The 15,645-nt window shown below is 65.3% G+C and carries 13 protein-coding genes and 1 tRNA gene; 3 read left to right on the top strand and 11 right to left on the bottom strand.

The window, feature by feature from the left end; all coding sequences use genetic code 11:
• Positions 1-13: 13 nt before the first annotated feature.
• The 4 genes from SUTH_RS01285 to SUTH_RS01270 are packed head-to-tail and all read right to left on the bottom strand — an operon-like array spanning position 14 to position 2,504.
• On the bottom strand, positions 14-982 hold the full coding sequence (locus SUTH_RS01285; protein WP_041101383.1) for an aspartate carbamoyltransferase catalytic subunit: 969 nt from the start codon (positions 980-982) through the stop codon (positions 14-16).
• A gap of 5 nt (positions 983-987) precedes the next feature.
• Positions 988-1,485, bottom strand: coding sequence for a bifunctional pyr operon transcriptional regulator/uracil phosphoribosyltransferase PyrR (gene pyrR, locus SUTH_RS01280; protein ID WP_041096466.1), 498 nt, complete (start codon positions 1,483-1,485; stop codon positions 988-990).
• A complete protein-coding gene (ruvX, locus tag SUTH_RS01275) occupies positions 1,472-1,939 on the bottom strand; it encodes a Holliday junction resolvase RuvX (protein WP_041096464.1) in 468 nt (155 codons plus the stop codon). Before ruvX ends, pyrR begins: the two co-directional genes overlap by 14 nt.
• Complete coding sequence (locus SUTH_RS01270; protein WP_041096462.1) at positions 1,932-2,504, bottom strand: YqgE/AlgH family protein; 573 nt, start codon at positions 2,502-2,504, stop codon at positions 1,932-1,934. The genes ruvX and SUTH_RS01270 overlap by 8 nt, the downstream gene beginning before the upstream one ends.
• A gap of 59 nt (positions 2,505-2,563) precedes the next feature.
• Between SUTH_RS01270 and SUTH_RS01265 the strand changes: the two genes are divergently transcribed.
• On the top strand, positions 2,564-3,997 hold the full coding sequence (locus tag SUTH_RS01265) for a cryptochrome/photolyase family protein (RefSeq protein ID WP_041096460.1): 1,434 nt from the start codon (positions 2,564-2,566) through the stop codon (positions 3,995-3,997).
• 13 nt (positions 3,998-4,010) lie between these two features.
• On the opposite strand, the gene SUTH_RS01260 is transcribed toward SUTH_RS01265, so the two are convergent.
• A tRNA-Arg gene (locus tag SUTH_RS01260) sits at positions 4,011-4,086 on the bottom strand.
• 104 nt (positions 4,087-4,190) lie between these two features.
• On the opposite strand from SUTH_RS01260, the gene SUTH_RS01255 reads away from it, so the two are divergent.
• On the top strand, positions 4,191-4,628 hold the full coding sequence (locus SUTH_RS01255; RefSeq protein WP_041096458.1) for a c-type cytochrome: 438 nt from the start codon (positions 4,191-4,193) through the stop codon (positions 4,626-4,628).
• Positions 4,629-4,699: 71 nt separating this feature from the next.
• Here SUTH_RS01255 and SUTH_RS01250 read toward each other — a convergent pair whose 3' ends face one another.
• The 6 genes from SUTH_RS01250 to SUTH_RS01225 form a co-directional block, all read right to left on the bottom strand.
• Complete coding sequence (locus SUTH_RS01250) at positions 4,700-6,679, bottom strand: UvrD-helicase domain-containing protein (RefSeq protein WP_041096456.1); 1,980 nt, start codon at positions 6,677-6,679, stop codon at positions 4,700-4,702.
• 48 nt (positions 6,680-6,727) lie between these two features.
• Positions 6,728-6,952 carry a hypothetical protein gene (locus SUTH_RS01245; protein WP_041101381.1) on the bottom strand — a complete coding sequence of 75 codons (225 nt, stop codon included), beginning with the start codon at positions 6,950-6,952 and terminating at the stop codon, positions 6,728-6,730.
• Between the two features lie 14 nt (positions 6,953-6,966).
• On the bottom strand, positions 6,967-7,644 hold the full coding sequence (locus SUTH_RS01240) for a DUF4197 domain-containing protein (RefSeq protein WP_041101379.1): 678 nt from the start codon (positions 7,642-7,644) through the stop codon (positions 6,967-6,969).
• Between the two features lie 77 nt (positions 7,645-7,721).
• Complete coding sequence (locus SUTH_RS01235; RefSeq protein ID WP_041096454.1) at positions 7,722-9,392, bottom strand: long-chain-fatty-acid--CoA ligase; 1,671 nt, start codon at positions 9,390-9,392, stop codon at positions 7,722-7,724.
• A 37-nt stretch (positions 9,393-9,429) separates the two neighbouring features.
• Positions 9,430-10,458 carry an ABC transporter substrate-binding protein gene (locus SUTH_RS01230; protein WP_041096452.1) on the bottom strand — a complete coding sequence of 343 codons (1,029 nt, stop codon included), beginning with the start codon at positions 10,456-10,458 and terminating at the stop codon, positions 9,430-9,432.
• 112 nt (positions 10,459-10,570) lie between these two features.
• Positions 10,571-12,436: an SLC13 family permease gene (locus SUTH_RS01225; protein WP_231851078.1), complete on the bottom strand. Its 1,866-nt coding sequence runs from the start codon at positions 12,434-12,436 to the stop codon at positions 10,571-10,573.
• Positions 12,437-12,485: 49 nt separating this feature from the next.
• On the opposite strand from SUTH_RS01225, the gene SUTH_RS01220 reads away from it, so the two are divergent.
• Positions 12,486-15,575, top strand: coding sequence for a caspase family protein (locus tag SUTH_RS01220; RefSeq protein WP_041096448.1), 3,090 nt, complete (start codon positions 12,486-12,488; stop codon positions 15,573-15,575).
• Positions 15,576-15,645 lie beyond the last annotated feature (70 nt).

The following is a 15,645-nucleotide window of genomic DNA, read 5'->3' as shown; positions in this document are numbered from 1 at the left end:
GGGAAGGTACTCATCAGTTCCCCGCCAGCATGGCCATCACCGCCATGCGCACCGCGATGCCGAAGGTGACCTGCGGCAGGATCACGGCCTGGCCGCCATCGGCCACCGCCGAGTCGATCTCGACGCCGCGGTTCATCGGCCCCGGATGCATCACGATGGCATCGGGCTTGGCCAGTTGGAGCTTTTCCGGCGTCAGGCCCCAGGACTTGAAATACTCCTGCGTCGAGGGCAGCAGCGCGCCCTGCATGCGCTCGTTCTGCAGGCGCAGCATCATGACTACATCGACCCCGCGCAGGCCCTCGCGCATGTCGTTGAACACCCGCACGCCGAGGCGTTCGATGCCGGTCGGCAGCAGGGTCTTCGGTGCGATGACGCGCACTTCGGGCACGCCCAGGGTGGTCAGGGCGTGGATCTGGCTGCGCGCCACGCGCGAATGCAGCACGTCGCCGACGATGGCGATGGTGAGCTGGCTGAAATCCTGCTTGTAGTGGCGGATGGTGTACATGTCGAGCAGGCCCTGCGTCGGATGCGCATGGCGGCCGTCGCCGGCGTTCACCACGTGGATGTGGTCGCGCCCGGTGGCAGCCAGGTGCTGCGCGATCAGGTAGGGCGCGCCGCTCGAGGCGTGGCGCACGACGAACATGTCGGCCTGCATCGCGGCGAGGTTGTCCGCCGTGTCGAGCAGGGTCTCGCCCTTGTTCGCCGAGGAGGTGCTGATGTTGAGGTTGATGACGTCGGCGGAAAGCCGCTTGGCCGCGATCTCGAAGGTGGTGCGGGTGCGCGTCGAATTCTCGAAGAACAGGTTGAACACGCTCTTGCCGCGCAGCAGCGGCACCTTCTTCACTTCGCGCTCGGCGACCTCGGAAAACGGCGCCGCGGTATCGAGGATGCGCGTCAGCACGTCGCGCGGCAGGCCCTCGATGGTCAGCAGATGCTGCAATTCGCCGTGGCTGTTGAGTTGCGGATTGCCGCCGGTGTTCATCGCGCTCATTTCTCCATCAGCCGGAAGGAAAGTTTGCCGCCTTCGACCCGCTCCAGCGCCAGCATCTGCGCAACGGGCAGGTTCAGCGAATGCGGACAGAAAGTCGGCGCAATGGGCAGTTCGCGGCCACCGCGATCGGTCAGTACCGCCAGGTCGATCTTTGCCGGCCGGCCATAGTCGAACAGTTCGTTCATCGCGGCGCGAATGGTGCGTCCGGTGTAGAGCACGTCGTCGACGATGACGATGTGCGCGCCCTCGACATCGAAGGGAATCTGCGAAGTCTTGGCGTTGGCGTGCAGGCCGCGCTGGTTGTAGTCATCGCGGTAGAAGGAAACGTCGATCGAGCCGGACGGAATGTTGAGGCCGAGCGCCGCATGCAGCCGCTCGGCGACCCAGACGCCGCCGGTGTGGATGCCGACCAGCGCGGTCCTCGCGGGATCGACGTGGGCCCGCATGGCATCGGCGAGGGCGGCGCAGAGCGCTTCGGCGTCAGGCAGGTGCATGGTTTGTGGCGTGGGCATGGGCATCGAACCAGCTTTGGAGAATGATGAGTGCGGCCTCGGCATCGATCTGCGTCTTGCGCTGCTGCCAGGAAAGCCCGCGTTCGCGCAGGCCGGCATCGGCTTCGGTCGAGCTGAAGCGCTCGTCGACTTCATCCACCGGCAGGCGAAAGCGCCCGCGCAACTGGTTGGCGAAGCGCTCGCAGCGTGCCGTCATGTCGTGCGGGGTGCCGTCTTCGTTCAAGGGCCGGCCCACCAGCAGGCGCACCGGCTGCCACTCCGCGATCAGGCTGGCAACCGCCGCGAAGCGGGCGTCGTTGCTCTCGCTGTCGATCACCGTCAGGGCGCGCGCGGGGCCGAAGCGTCCGGCGTCGAGCCGGGTATCCATTACCACGCCGATGGCGACGCCGATGCGCTTTGTCCCGAAATCGAAGGCGAGCACGGAGCCGTCAGGCATGTCCGGCCACTTCGGAAAGATTGGCGAAATCGATGCCGAGCAACTGCATCGCGGCCGGCAACCGCTCTTCGGCCGGCATGTCGAAAATGATGCCGGCCTCGGCGGCGACCGTCAGCCAGGCGTTCTGCGACAGCTCCCATTCCAGTTGCCCAGCGGTCCAGCCGGCATAGCCGAGGCTGACCAGCACCTCGGCCGGTTCGCCGGTGCTACCCATGGATTGCAGGATGTCGCGCGAACTGGTCAGGGCGATGTCGTCGCTGACACTGAGCGAAGACTGCCAGTGCCCCGCCGGTCGATGCAGGACGAAGCCGCGGTCGGTTTGCACCGGGCCGCCGAAATACACCGGGAGGCCGGCGAAGCGCGCCTCGGTCTGCTCGTTTTCGAGGGGAATGCTGACACGATCGAACAGGCCGGCAAGGCTCATGTCCATCGGGCGATTGACGATGATGCCGATCGCGCCGTCCGCGTTGTGTTCGCAGATATAGGTCAGTGTGCGGGAAAAATTCGGGTCGGCCATGGCGGGCATGGCGATCAGAAAGTGGTTGGCGAGACTGACGGTGTCCATGAATGTGGCGCTATTGTAATCTGTCAGTCCGTTCCCGAGTATCCCCGCGTCCATCCCCCATGTCCGCCGCCCTCGTCTGGTTCCGCCGCGATCTGCGCACCTACGACCACGCCGCGCTGCATCAGGCGTTGCGAGCGCACCCGCGGGTGCATTGCGTCTTCGTCTTTGACACGACTATCCTCGATGCGCTGCCGCGCCGCGACCGGCGCGTCGAATTCATCCTGCGCGCAGTGGAGGAGGTCGACGCCGCGCTGCGCGCAATGGGCGGCGCACTGATCGTGCGCCATGGCGATCCGCTCGTCGAAATTCCCCGGCTCGCCGCCGAGCTTGGCGTCAGCGCCGTTTATGCCAATCGCGACTACGAACCGGCGGCCATCGCCCGCGACGCGGAGGTCAAACGCCGTACCGCCAGCGCCGTCCCCGGGGATACCGCTTCGCATAACTTTCATGATTTCAAGGATCAGGTGATTTTCGATCGCAGCGAGGTGATGACGCAAGGCGGCACGCCTTTCTCGGTATTTACGCCTTACAAGAATGCCTGGCTGAAGCGGCTCGATCCGACCGCCCTGCGCTCATGGCCGATCGAGGACTATGCATCCCACCTTGCGCCACCGCGCGACGACGCTCCGCTGCCGACGCTGCGCGACCTGGGTTTCGAAGCGACCGATCTGGCCGCGCTGGGTGTGCCCACCGGCATGAGTGGTGCGCAAGCACTGTTCCGCGACTTCATCGAGCGCATCGACGACTACGCCGCGACACGCGATTTCCCGGCCATCGGGGGCACCTCCGGCCTTTCGCCGCACCTGCGTTTCGGCACGATCTCGATTCGCCAGCTGGCCGCCTACGCGCATGCACAGGCGGGAAGGGGCGCGTCGACCTGGCTCTCCGAGCTGATCTGGCGCGACTTCTACCACGCCATCCTCTGGCATCAGCCGCGCGTCGCGACGCAGTGCTTCAAGCCGGCGTTCGACGCCCTGCGCTGGGACGACGCGCCCGATCTGCTCGATGCCTGGCGCGCGGGCCGCACCGGCTACCCACTGGTGGATGCCGCGATGCGCCAGCTGGTTGCCACGGGCTGGATGCACAACCGCCTGCGCATGATCGTCGCGTCATTCCTGACCAAGGACCTCGGCCTCGACTGGCGGCAGGGCGAAGCCTGGTTCGCCGAAAAGCTGCTCGACTTCGATCTCGCCGCCAACAACGGCGGCTGGCAGTGGGCTGCTTCCACGGGTTGCGACGCGCAACCCTGGTTCCGCATTTTCAATCCGGTCACGCAGTCCGAAAAGTTCGACACGGAGGGCCGCTTCATCCGTCGCTACGTGCCCGAGCTTGCCCGCGTGCCTCAGAAGTTCATCCACGCACCGTGGAAGATGAGCGCCGCGGAACAAGCCGCCTGCGGCGTCCGCATCGGCGCGGACTATCCGGCGCCGGTGGTCGACCACGCTGAAGCGCGGGCGCGCACCCTGGCAAGGTTTCAGGCGATTCGCGAATAGGACGAAAGGGAAGTGGCGCGCTCGGCGGGGATCGAACCCACAACCCCTGGCTTCGGAGGCCAGTACTCTATCCATTGAGCTACGAGCGCGCGAGGGGGCGAAGCATAGCGCGTTCAGGTGCCGGCGTCCATTGCGGGGCCAGCGAATCCACTATAATCCAATGCTTCGTATGACTATTCCGGAAAGCCCGCCCATGTTCCATTTGACTATCCGCACCCTCGCTGCCGTGGGAGCACTCACGGTATCCGTCACCGCGCTTGCCATGGGCGGCCGGCCCAAAGGCGACGAGGAAGCCGCCAACAACCGCATCGCCCCGGTGGCCCGCGTCGAGATCGCTGCCGCAGCAGCCGGTGCCGCGGCGGGCAATCGGAGCGGCGAGCAGATCTACAAGGCAAGCTGTGCCGCCTGCCATGACGCCGGCGTCGCCAACGCACCCAAGCTGGGCGACAAGGGCGCCTGGGCGCCGCGCATCGCGCTGGGGCTCGACGGCTTGCTGAAGTCGGCCACCGCGGGCAAGAATGCCATGCCGCCCAAGGGCGGCTCGGACGCCAACGACACCGAACTGGCTCGCACCATTGTGTATATGGCGAACAAGTCCGGCGCCAGCTTCAAGGAACCGGCAGCCAAATAATACGGCCGCGCCACACGAGACAAAAGGGACCGCATGCGGTCCCTTTTGCTTTCCGGACGACATTCACAAGGCTAACGCTTTGCGGCAAGCATGGCCCGCAAGGCGCTCGCCTTGGCGCGGGCGGTATCGGCATCGGGTACCGTGTTCCTTTGTTCCGAGGCTTTCTGCGCCGCTTCGCCCATTTCGACAATGAAACGCGAAGGCTCGCGCGGCATGGATTCCCGCCCCTGCTTGCGCTTCTCGCACCAGGTCACGGTCAGGCTGGCCTGCGCCCGCGTGATGCCGACGTACATCAGGCGGCGCTCCTCTTCCAGCTTGGCCGGTTCGATCGAGTCGCGATGTGGCAGCAGGCCCTCCTCGACGCCGACCAGGAACACGTGGCGGAATTCGAGGCCCTTGGCCGCGTGCAGGGTAGCCAGCTGCACGGCGTCCTGTTCTTCGTCGCCCTTGTCCAGCATCGACAGCAATGCCACGGACTGCGCCAGTTCGAGCAGGGTCTTGCCCTCCTCCTCGCCCTTGCGGCCCAGCCACTCGACGAAGTCGCAGACGTTGGCCCACTTGGTTTCGGCCTCGCGCACGTCGAGCGACTCGAACAGCCAGCTCTCGTAGCCGATGGCGCGGATGAGGTCGTTGAGCACCTGGCCGGCCGGCTCTTTGGCCGCGCGCGCCTCGATGCGATTGATGAAGTCGCCGAATTCGCGCAGTGCCGTGCGCTGCTTGGTATTGAGGTCGGCATCCAGACCCGGAGCGTAAATGCCTGCGAACAGGCTCTGGTGGCTGCGCCCGGCTGCACGGCCGAGACCTTCCAGCGTGGTGCCGCCGATTCCGCGCTTGGGCGTGGTCACGGCGCGGATGAAGGCCGGATCGTCGTCCTGGTTGGCCAGCAGGCGCAGGTAGCAGGTGATGTCCTTGATTTCGGCGCGGTCGAAGAAGGACTGGCCGCCGGAGATCACGTAGGGAATCCGCTGCGCGCGCAACTGCTGCTCGATCACGCGCGCCTGGTGGTTGCCGCGATAGAGGATGGCGTAGTCGGAAAATTTCGTGCGCCGCTCGAAGCGATGCGCGGACAGGCGCGAGCCAACCCATTCCGCTTCGTGCTCGCCGTCGCGGCAGGTCTGGATGTGGATCGCATCACCCTGCCCGTGTTCGGACCACAGCTTCTTCTCGAACAGCTTGGGGTTGTTCGCGATCAGCGTGTTGGCGGCGTGCAGGATGCGCGAGGTGGAGCGGTAGTTCTGCTCCAGCTTGATCACTTTCAGGGCCGGGTAGTCGTCCTTCAACAGGCGCAGGTTCTCGCTGTCGGCGCCGCGCCAGGCGTAGATCGACTGGTCGTCGTCGCCGACCGCGGTGAAGGAATCGCGCCCTTGCGTCAGCAATTGGACCAGGCGGTACTGGCAGCGATTGGTGTCCTGGTATTCGTCCACCAGCAAGTGCCAGATGCGGCTGCGCCAGCGTTGCGCGACCGCGTCGTGCTCAGCGAACAGCGTCACCGGCAGGCGGATCAGGTCGTCAAAGTCCACCGCCTGGTAGGCACGCAGGGTGCGTTCGTAGTCGACGTAGAGCTTCGCCGCGGTTGCCTCGATCTCGTCCGCCGCATCCTGCAGCGCGGCTGCCGGATCGACGAGCATGTTCTTCCACAGCGAGATGCGCGATTGCAGGGCGCGCAGCCGGCCCTTGTCGATATTGCCCGCGAGTTCCTGAAACAGGGCCGTGGTGTCGGCCGCATCGAGAATCGAAAATCCGGGCTTGAGCCCGACCGATGCCGCCTCCTGGCGCAGGATGCGCACGCCGAGCGCGTGAAAGGTGCTGACGGTCAGGCCTTCGGCGCGGCCGCCGATCAGCTTGCCGACGCGCTCCTTCATCTCCTTCGCCGCCTTGTTGGTGAAGGTGATCGCGGCGATCTGCGAGGGCTTGACGCCGTAGTCGTCGACCAGCCAGGCGATCTTGTGCGTGATGACGCGCGTCTTCCCCGAGCCGGCGCCGGCCAGCACCAGCAGCGGGCCGTCGAGATGGCGCACAGCCTCGAGTTGAGCCGCGTTCAGTTTAACCATGGATGGACGTACCGACGGCGCCGTACCGCCAGCGCCGACTGTCAGGATTCAGCGCAGCTTGCCGCGCAGCGGTTTCACCTTCTCCGGCGATTGAATCGTGACGGCTCCCTGAGCGCCCGTCACGTTGCCACACTTGCAGGCCGCCTTGACGAAGCTGACCGAGCTGACGATGTCGCCGCATTCGCATTCGTAATACACGTCGCCGCCGGTCGGCAAGCCGCCGGAATATTCCATCGGCTGAAAGCGGTAGATGGTGCGCAAATCAATTTTCATTTTCAATTCCACTCTTAAAGTGCGCCGAACACCTTTTTCGCCAATTTGCCGACTGCCTCAGCGGGGTTCTTGCGGATCGCCTTTTCTTCCTCGGCGATCATCAGGTAAAGGCCATCCAGCGCCTTTTGCGTAACGTAATTTTCCAGATGGGCATCCTGCTCGCGGACCAGGCCGAACTTCGCGGCCTTGCCGGCGAACTGATCATATTTCTCCGCCAGTTTGACACGGGCGATGGCCTTCTGCACCACGGGCTTGAACTTTTCCGCCAGAGGCCCGGAGGTAGTACGGCGAAAGTACTGGGTCGCCGAATCCTCGCCGCCGGACAGGATGGACTTGGCATCCTCCACCGACATTTGCTTGATCGAATTCACCAGCAGCACTTTGGCCTGCGGTACCGCGGCTTCGGCGGCGCGATTCATGGCGGTGAGCAGTTCATCGGCCTGCTTGCCCATGCCGAGCCCGCGCATCAGGCCCTCGACCTTCTGCACGCTTTCGGGCAGCGGGATCCTGACTTTCGGATTGCCGAGGAATCCATCCTGCCGCCCCAGCACATCGACTGCCTTGGCGGCGCCCTGCGTCAGCGCCTCCTTGAGGCCGCCATTGGCATCCCTGCCTGAAATGTCGGCGAGGGACAGGGCGTTGGCGGCGGTGGCCAGCAGCAGGCCGGCAAGCAGGGCGAAGACTGAGCGCATTGCGGATTCCATGGTCAATGGGTCGATTCTGTCACAAGAGCCCCCGGCCGCCGGACGGCGCGGCCGGGGGCGGGGCGTCAGCTCTTCGGCCGCAGCTCGCGCCTCAGGATCTTGCCCACCGGCGTCTTCGGCAAATCGGCGCGGAATTCGACATATTTCGGCCGCTTGTAGCCAGTGAGGTTCTCCTTGAGAAAGTCCTGCACGACCTGCTCGGTCAGCGCCGGGTCCTTCTTGACGATGAATATCTTCGGCACCTCGCCCGAATGCTCGTCGGGCACACCGATCACCGCGGCCTCCATGACACCGGGGCACTTCATGGCGACCTCCTCGATCTCGCTCGGATAGACGTTGAAGCCCGAGACCAGCACCATGTCCTTCTTGCGGTCGACGATGCGCGTGGCGCCGGTCTCGTCCATGATGCCGACGTCGCCCGACTTGAAGAAGCCGTCGGCCGTCATCACGTTCGCCGTCTCGTCGGGGCGCTGCCAGTAGCCGGCCATCACCTGCGGACCGCGGATGCAGATTTCGCCAGACTCGCCCAGCGGGACATTGGCGCCATTGTCGTCGCGGATCGCGATCTCGGTGGATGACACGGGCAAACCAATGGTGCCGGTAAATCCCTTGAGGGTGGAGACGTTGCAGGTCGCCACCGGCGAGGTTTCCGAGAGCCCGTAGCCCTCGACAATCGCGCTGCCGGTCAGCGCCATCCACTTCTCGGCCACCGGCCGTTGCGTGGCCATGCCGCCGCCGAGACTGATCTTCAGCGTCGAGAAGTCGAGCTTGGCAAACTCGGGGTTGTTGGCCAGCGCATTGAACAGCGTGTTGAGGCAGGGAAACACATTGAACTTGAAGGTCGACAATTCCTTGACGAAACCGGGGATGTCGCGCGGATTGGGGATCAGCAGGTTGCAAGAGCCGGTGCGCATGCCGATCATGTTGCAGACCGTCAACGCGAAGATGTGATACAGGGGCAGGGCGCAGACAAAGTTGTGCTGCTCGTCGGTGTGCGTGTTGATCGCCGGCTGCATCCATTCCTCGACTTGCAGCATGTTGGCGACGATGTTGCGGTTGAGCAGGGTGGCGCCTTTCGACACGCCGGTGGTGCCTCCCGTGTATTGCAGGAAAGCGACGTCGTCGCGGGTGCGCGGCACGGTTTTCAGCGTCATGCCGGAGCCCTGGGCCACGGCGTCGTTGAAGCGCAGCGAACCCGGCAGCGAGAACTCGGGCACCATTTTCTTGACGCGACGCACGACGAAATTGACCAGCGTGCCCTTGAAGCCGCCCAGCAGATCGCCCATCGCTGCCACCACCACGTGCTTGACGGGCGTGTTGGCAATGACCTTTTCCAGCGTCGTGGCGAAGTTCTCGATGATGACGATGGCCTCGGCGCCGCTGTCCTTGAGCTGGTGCTCCAGTTCGCGCGGCGTATAGAGCGGATTGACGTTCACCACCACGTAGCCGGCACGCAGGATCGCGGCGACAGCGACCGGGTACTGCATGATGTTGGGCATCATGATCGCGACGCGCCCGCCGGGGGCGATGCCGCGCGACTGCAGCCAGGCACCCAGGCCGCGCGAGGCGGTGTCGATCTGCGCGTAGGTGATCGACTTGCCCATGCAGATAAAGGCGGTGCGTGCGGCGTATTTCTGCATCGCCTCTTCGAGCACCCGGGCCACGGTCTCGTACTGGGTCGGGTCGATTTCCTCCGGCACGCCGACCGGATAGTGCTTGAGCCACGGCTTGTTCATTTGATTCCTCCTTGGTTGACCGTCTGCCAGTATCGCATTAAGGCAAGTCGTTGTTGGTGGCCCGCGCAAACGCCTCATACAGCGGGGGCAATTCCATGCCGCGCCGGTGCAGCCTGGCGCTGCGCATATAGACCACGAACTGGCGCGAGCTGGCGTGCGGAATGTCACCGGCACCGGTTCCGCCGAGCAGCCTGATCGCCATGCGCGCGGCGACTTCGCCCTGCTCGTAGGGCGAAGTTCCGATCGCCAGTTCGCCGCCGTCTTCGACAAAGAAGCCGTTGGTGCCCACGACCGGCACGCGGCTGTTGGCGACCGTCCACGCCACCACTTCCTCCGGCGGCACCAGGGCACGGTTCGCGGCATCGCGGCTGAGCCTGCGGTAGTTGGTGGTGAGGATGAAATCGGTCTTGTCCTGCACTTCGAGTACCGCCTTTTTCCAGTCATCGAAGCTGGCCGGCCTGCGCGCCGGAAGATTGACCAGGGGCTTCCAGTCGAACTCGCGCATGTGATGGTCGTCGTGCTCGACCGAACTCGACCTGTCGCCGATATGTACCAGCCGCAGCGGGCCTGCAGCAGGCCGTTGCCAGCGCAGGGCCAGCAGCGCTTCCTTCAGCGCGTGCAAATCCTTGCGCTCGAGAATTCCGGTCACGTTGCCGGCACCCGCGAAGCCGTAGGGCTCGATGCTGCCATTGACCCCGGCGAAGACGATCCTGATTTGCGGATGATTGACGTAATGCCGGGTGACGAATTCCTGCGCGTCGTCGTCCACGGCAATGATGACGTCCGGCTTCCAGCGGTCGATCGACTGGCGCGCCGCGAACCCCATTTTCTGCTTGAACTCTTTCTCCGGATGACGCTTGGTGTCCATGTAGAACCAGCGCACGGCGAAATGCGAATGCTCGTCCAGCACGCGACGCACGCCGACCGTCACTTCGCGCGTCCACGGGTAGGTCAGGTCGTAGCTTTGCAGCACCAGCACGCGCGGCTTGTGCAGGTTGTAGGCAACCACCACCGCGATCGAGGCGGCGAGGAACAGGCTGATCAGGACCAGGCGCAGGCGATTCATGCCGCCTCCGCCGGGCCGCCCCAAGAAGGCGGGAGTGTACGCTGCGGAAGCCGCGTCAGCGGCTGAACCGTGGTCACCCTCTTTCCTGGAAAGAGGGGCGGGGAGATAGTCCTCATAGCAATCCGAGCATCTTCCACCAGGGAATCGAGGCATACACCGATGCCAGCTTGAGTCCGTTGGACAGCCAGTTGAAACGCAGGAAGCTCTTTTCGTCATAGAACTCGCAGTGGCGGGTGAGCTGCTGGAACTGCTGGTAATAGGAGCACTGGTAGGGGAAAAACCACATCTCGCCCAGCACCAGGATCACGAAGCCGACCACCCAGGGATTGACGCCGTGCGCCTCGGCGACCGGCATGAACAGCGTCGCCAGGATGACGATGGTGGCGCTGATCGGCACCGCCAGGCGGATGACGAAAATCAGCCCCGCCAGCAACAGCACGAACAACGGGAAACTGCCGCGCATGATGTCGCCCAGTTCGGGCAGTTTCTCCGCCAGCAGGCGCGTCAGCCCGAGATGATTCAGCGCGGCGGTGAGGCCGACGATGCCGGCCAGATACAGCAGGAAGGGCCAGTCGATTTTTTCGCGGAACTCCTCCTTGGTCAGCGAACCGAACAGGAGCAGGCCATACAGAATCGCCAGGCCGAGCCAGGGCGGCTGGATCGCGTGCACGCTGGTGGTGGCAACGCCCAGCATGAACAGCAGCACGCCGCCGAACGCGGCCCATTCGCGATCCTTCATCCGCCCCAGCAGGCTCAGCTGTGCGGCCACCTGCGGTTTGGACAAGGCGGCCGGGGGCAGCTTGCGAAAGTACAGGGCGGACGCCAGGAAATACGTCAGCAGCAAAGCCGCGGCGGCACCGGCGGACGCCTTCAGCCACTCCAGCCACTGAAACTGATCCTGCGCCTGGTCGGAGAGCAGGCCGAACACCACGAAGTTGACCGACTTGCTGCTGAGGAAGACCGCCGAGAGCAAGCCGGCGCCGACGAAGGTCGACACCGCCAGCCGGTTGGCCGACGGACTCTTGAAATCGAGGCGCAGGGTTTCCAGCATGTCGCGGTAGAAGGGCGTCAGCAGGGCGACGCGACCATTGATCGAGGGCACCAGCGGCGTCAGCATAAAGCCGGTGAGCAGCAGGCCGCAGTTGTGCCAGAAAGGCGTATTCGGCAGCTTCAGCAAGAGCAGCAGGAGCAGCCGGTAGCTGAGTCCGGAAGCGACAATGACCGTTGCCAGACCGAGCACGCTCATGGCCAGCAGGAAACCGTCCGATGCCAGGCCCGACAGCATCACCGGTATCGGCACCAGTCCCATCGCCAGCGTGGTCAGCACGGCAAAAACGCCGGGGACGTATTCGTCCACCAGATTGAACACCCACATCATGACCGTGGCGGAAAAGATCGCCAGGAAATGTCCGGCATGCGGCGCCAGGTTCCACTGCGGCGCCATGTAGAGCACCAGCGCGGGGGCCAGCAAGGTCGCCAGCCAGCCGATCACCGTGCCGGCCCCCACGGCTTTGCGCTTCCTTGCGACAGCCTTGGCCGGGCCGGGGCTCGCCGCAGCGTCGGAGGCCAGCGATCCGCCGGCCAGAATGCGCGTCAGCGACTGCGTCAGGTTCGCCAGCAGCAAGGGCTGCGCGGACAGGAAGGCCCGCAGCGGCGCGCGCGGCAACACCAGCAAAGTAGCGCCATCGAGGGTGCCGGCCGTGGTCAGATGCGTATCGAATTCGCCGCTGGCTTCTTCGCCGGCACGCCCGTCGGGTGCGGCCTGGGTCGCGCCGCCGGGAGGCGTCAGCGACAGGTCGCCCGACAACACCAGATAGAGCGCCTGCGCCTGGTCGCCGGCATGGTAAAGGATGTCGCCGGGCGCCAGCCGGCGCTCCTCGAGGTAAGGCAGCAGGCGCGCCAGTTCGGTATAGGATGCCAGCGCCAGAATCGGGTCGGCGAGCAGTCGGGCAACCCAGGGGTCTTTGGCGGCAGGCAACATATAGCGGCGTATGATAAAACAATTGCTTGAGGGTTCAGGAAACAGGATGATGATGCGGCGGATCATGGGCGTGGGAATGCTGCTCGGGCTGTGCGGATGCGCGGGCCTGTCCTTCCCGAACTTTGGCGAACCGGCTGCCGCGACACCGGCGCCGATGGCCAACACGCCGGTGCCGGTGGAAGTCGAACTGACCCGCGGCCCCTCCGGCGCGGCAAAATCCCGCGAAACGATTCTGCGCTCCGTGCTCGATGCCTACTCGCACGTGCCGCTGGAGCCTATCCTGCGCATCGAAACGCAGGCGCATTTGCGCGCCATCCATGCCCTGGCGCTGGCGCCGCGCGGCAAGGAACTGGCCACGGCGTCGATCGATCGCACGGTGCGACTGTGGGATCCGGCCTCCGGCCGTGCCGTGGATACGCTGCGGCCACCGACCGGGCGGCGCGGCGCGGGCACCACCTACGCCATGGCCTACAGTCCGGACGGCAAGCTGCTGGCCACCTCGGGGCTGACCTTCTTCTCGCGCCCCGGCGATCAACTCAAGCGCAGCACCTTCCTGGTCTACTTCTTCGATCCCGCGCAGAAGGTCGTGGCCCGGACCCTCGAAGGCCTGCCGGGCCGCGTCCATCACCTCGCCTGGTCGCCGAACGGTCGCTACCTGGCCGTCGCCTACGGTGCCGACAACGTTCCCGAACTCGGCCCGGAGCGCATCGCCGGCTCCAGCGGGGTGCGCATCTACGATGCAAAAACCCTTGGCCTGCTGCGCGAAACCGCAACCGAAACCCCCTGCCAATGGGTGGAGTTCGATGGCGCGCAGCAACTGTATGCCGTTTGCCAGCGCGTGGTGCTGCAATACAACGGCCTGCAACTGAGCCGGATGCGCGAAGCGGAAGGCGGCGCCTTCCACAAGGGCGCGCTGGCGCCCGATGGTCGCACCCTGGCGGTTTCCCTGCAGGAATCGGCGCGCGTCGATCTGCTCGATACCGGCGACCTGTCCCTGCGCCAGCGCCTCGGCCAGGAAAAGCCCGGCATGGCGGCCAATGACATCGGCGAACTGGTGCTCGCCTGGTCGCAGGGCGGCAGCTACCTGTACGGCGCCGGGCGGCGGCTCAACCCGCAGATGACCGGCAACCGGATGTACAAGTGGCCATCCGGCGGCAACGATCCGCCCGCCGCCATGGACATCGGCCAGCTCGATGCGCTGGCGATGCTGAGCGGACGCGATGGGCGCATCTATGTCGGCACCTCGTCCGGCACCGTCGTCACGCTCGACAGCCAGGACCGGCTGAAGGTGGCGGTCGAAAATGCCACCATCGATTCGGACAACCGCCCCGGCGGCCTGTGGGTTTCGCCCGACGGCAGGAATGTTGCCTACAGCGACGACAATGCCGGCAGCAAGCGCTTCGTGTTCTCGCTCGATCGCCGCACCCTGCTGCCATGGGCGGGGACGAAGAACACCGAGATCCTGCGCCCGGCAGTGGTCGGCGGCGAACCCGATGTCCGCAACTGGCGCCTCGGCCGGCAGGTGCTCTGCGGCGGAAAGCCGCTCGACCTGGGCAATGCCGTGGCGCAGAACCTGGCCATCGATCCGCGCGGGCGCGGCTTTGTCATCGGCACCGACAGCAGCGTCATCCACTACGACCGCCAGTGCCGCCGCACCTGGGAAACCCTCAATCAGGCGCGCAGCATCGCCGTGGCGATCGCCGACGAAGCCGGGCTGGCGCTGTCGCAGGACGAGGCCGGCGTGATCCGCTGGATGCGGCTGACCGACGGCGAGAAACTGCTGTCCTTCTTTCCCAGCCTGGCCGGACGCAGCTGGACCACCTGGACACCGCTCGGGCACTACGACGCATCGGCCGAAGGCGAGGCGCTGGTCGGCTGGCACGTCAACCGCGACCGCCACCACGAAGCGCTGTTCTATGGCGCCGGACGCTTCCGCGACCTGTTTCACAACCCCGATGAAATCACCCGCAGCCTGACGCAAACCGACCGCATGGCGCATGACGCCGAAGTCGGCCGCGCGCTGGAGCTCGGGCGCACCATGCGCGATCGCCTGCCGCCGCAGGTCCGCATCGTTTCGACGCAGGAGAAGAAAGGCAAGGAAGGCCTCGTCGCGCAAATCTCGTTCGCCCTGCGCGTGCCCACCGGCGATTCGGCCGTGCGCGTGCGCGCGCTGGTCAATGGCCGCCCGGCCGGCACGGCGCTGGCGCTGGCGATCGAGGACGGCAAGGAGGAAACCAGCGGGCAGATTTTCATCCCGCTGCCCGAAGACGAAGTCGACATCGCGCTGATCGCCGAAAGTCGCGGCGTCGCCGGCGAACCGGCCAGGGTGCGCCTGCATGAACGACTGGCGGACGGCAGTGCTGCCGTCGGTGCGCAACTGCGCCCGCGGCTGTATGCGCTGGTGGTCGGCGTCGCCAAGTACCAGAGCGCCCGCGTGCCGCCGCTCGACTATCCCGCCAAGGACGCCGGCGACTTTGCGCGCACGCTGCGCACCCAGTCCGGCCAGCTTTATCGCGCCGTCGAGGTACGCCTGCTGACCGACGAAAAGGCCACCCGCGAGAGCATCATCGACGGCATGGACTGGCTGCGGCGCGAAGTCACCGCCAACGACATTGCCGTGGTTTTCTTCGCCGGCCACGGCGTCAACGACAGCATCAGCCAGTACTATTTCCTGCCCAACAATTCGGATATCGGTCGCCTGCGCAGCACCGCGATATCCAATACGGACATCGTCGAAACCCTGCAATCGCTGCCGTCGAAGGTGCTGGCCTTCCTGGACACCTGCCATTCCGGCAACGTGCTCGGCACCGGCAAGAAGCGCGCGCTGGGCGACATCAACCGGCTGGTGAACGAACTGACCAGCGCCGAAAACGGCGTCGTGGTGTTCGCCTCGTCGACCGGCCAGGAGACCTCGCAGGAAAGCCCGGACTGGAACAACGGCGCCTTTACCAAGGCGCTGGTGGAAGGCCTCTCGGGACGCGGCGACTTCAACCGCGACGGCGTGATATCGCTCAACGAGCTCAACCTCTGGGTCGCCGACCGGGTCAAGGAACTGTCCGGCGGCGAACAGCACGCCAACATGATCCGGCCCGACTCGATCCGCGATTTTCCGTTTTCGCTGATCGGCAAACCCTAGCACTCGCCGTATCGCCAGCGCCGACTTCCCGGACGCCGACGCCAGTATCGGCAACCGATACCTTGCGTGG

This window comes from Sulfuritalea hydrogenivorans sk43H (assembly GCF_000828635.1).
Classification (GTDB): Bacteria; Pseudomonadota; Gammaproteobacteria; order Burkholderiales; family Rhodocyclaceae; genus Sulfuritalea; species Sulfuritalea hydrogenivorans.
The sequence above is the reverse complement of the archived record's forward strand: the minus strand, read 5'-3'. Positions and strand labels throughout refer to the sequence as shown.

Coding starts and splice junctions, on each gene's coding strand:
- SUTH_RS01285 (WP_041101383.1), bottom strand. CDS start 982: ATGAACACCGGCGGCAATCCGCAACTCAACAGCCACGGCGAATTGCAG.
- pyrR (WP_041096466.1), bottom strand. CDS start 1,485: ATGCACCTGCCTGACGCCGAAGCGCTCTGCGCCGCCCTCGCCGATGCC.
- ruvX (WP_041096464.1), bottom strand. CDS start 1,939: ATGCCTGACGGCTCCGTGCTCGCCTTCGATTTCGGGACAAAGCGCATC.
- SUTH_RS01270 (WP_041096462.1), bottom strand. CDS start 2,504: ATGGACACCGTCAGTCTCGCCAACCACTTTCTGATCGCCATGCCCGCC.
- SUTH_RS01265 (WP_041096460.1), top strand. CDS start 2,564: ATGTCCGCCGCCCTCGTCTGGTTCCGCCGCGATCTGCGCACCTACGAC.
- SUTH_RS01255 (WP_041096458.1), top strand. CDS start 4,191: ATGTTCCATTTGACTATCCGCACCCTCGCTGCCGTGGGAGCACTCACG.
- SUTH_RS01250 (WP_041096456.1), bottom strand. CDS start 6,679: ATGGTTAAACTGAACGCGGCTCAACTCGAGGCTGTGCGCCATCTCGAC.
- SUTH_RS01245 (WP_041101381.1), bottom strand. CDS start 6,952: ATGAAAATTGATTTGCGCACCATCTACCGCTTTCAGCCGATGGAATAT.
- SUTH_RS01240 (WP_041101379.1), bottom strand. CDS start 7,644: ATGCGCTCAGTCTTCGCCCTGCTTGCCGGCCTGCTGCTGGCCACCGCC.
- SUTH_RS01235 (WP_041096454.1), bottom strand. CDS start 9,392: ATGAACAAGCCGTGGCTCAAGCACTATCCGGTCGGCGTGCCGGAGGAA.
- SUTH_RS01230 (WP_041096452.1), bottom strand. CDS start 10,458: ATGAATCGCCTGCGCCTGGTCCTGATCAGCCTGTTCCTCGCCGCCTCG.
- SUTH_RS01220 (WP_041096448.1), top strand. CDS start 12,486: ATGATGATGCGGCGGATCATGGGCGTGGGAATGCTGCTCGGGCTGTGC.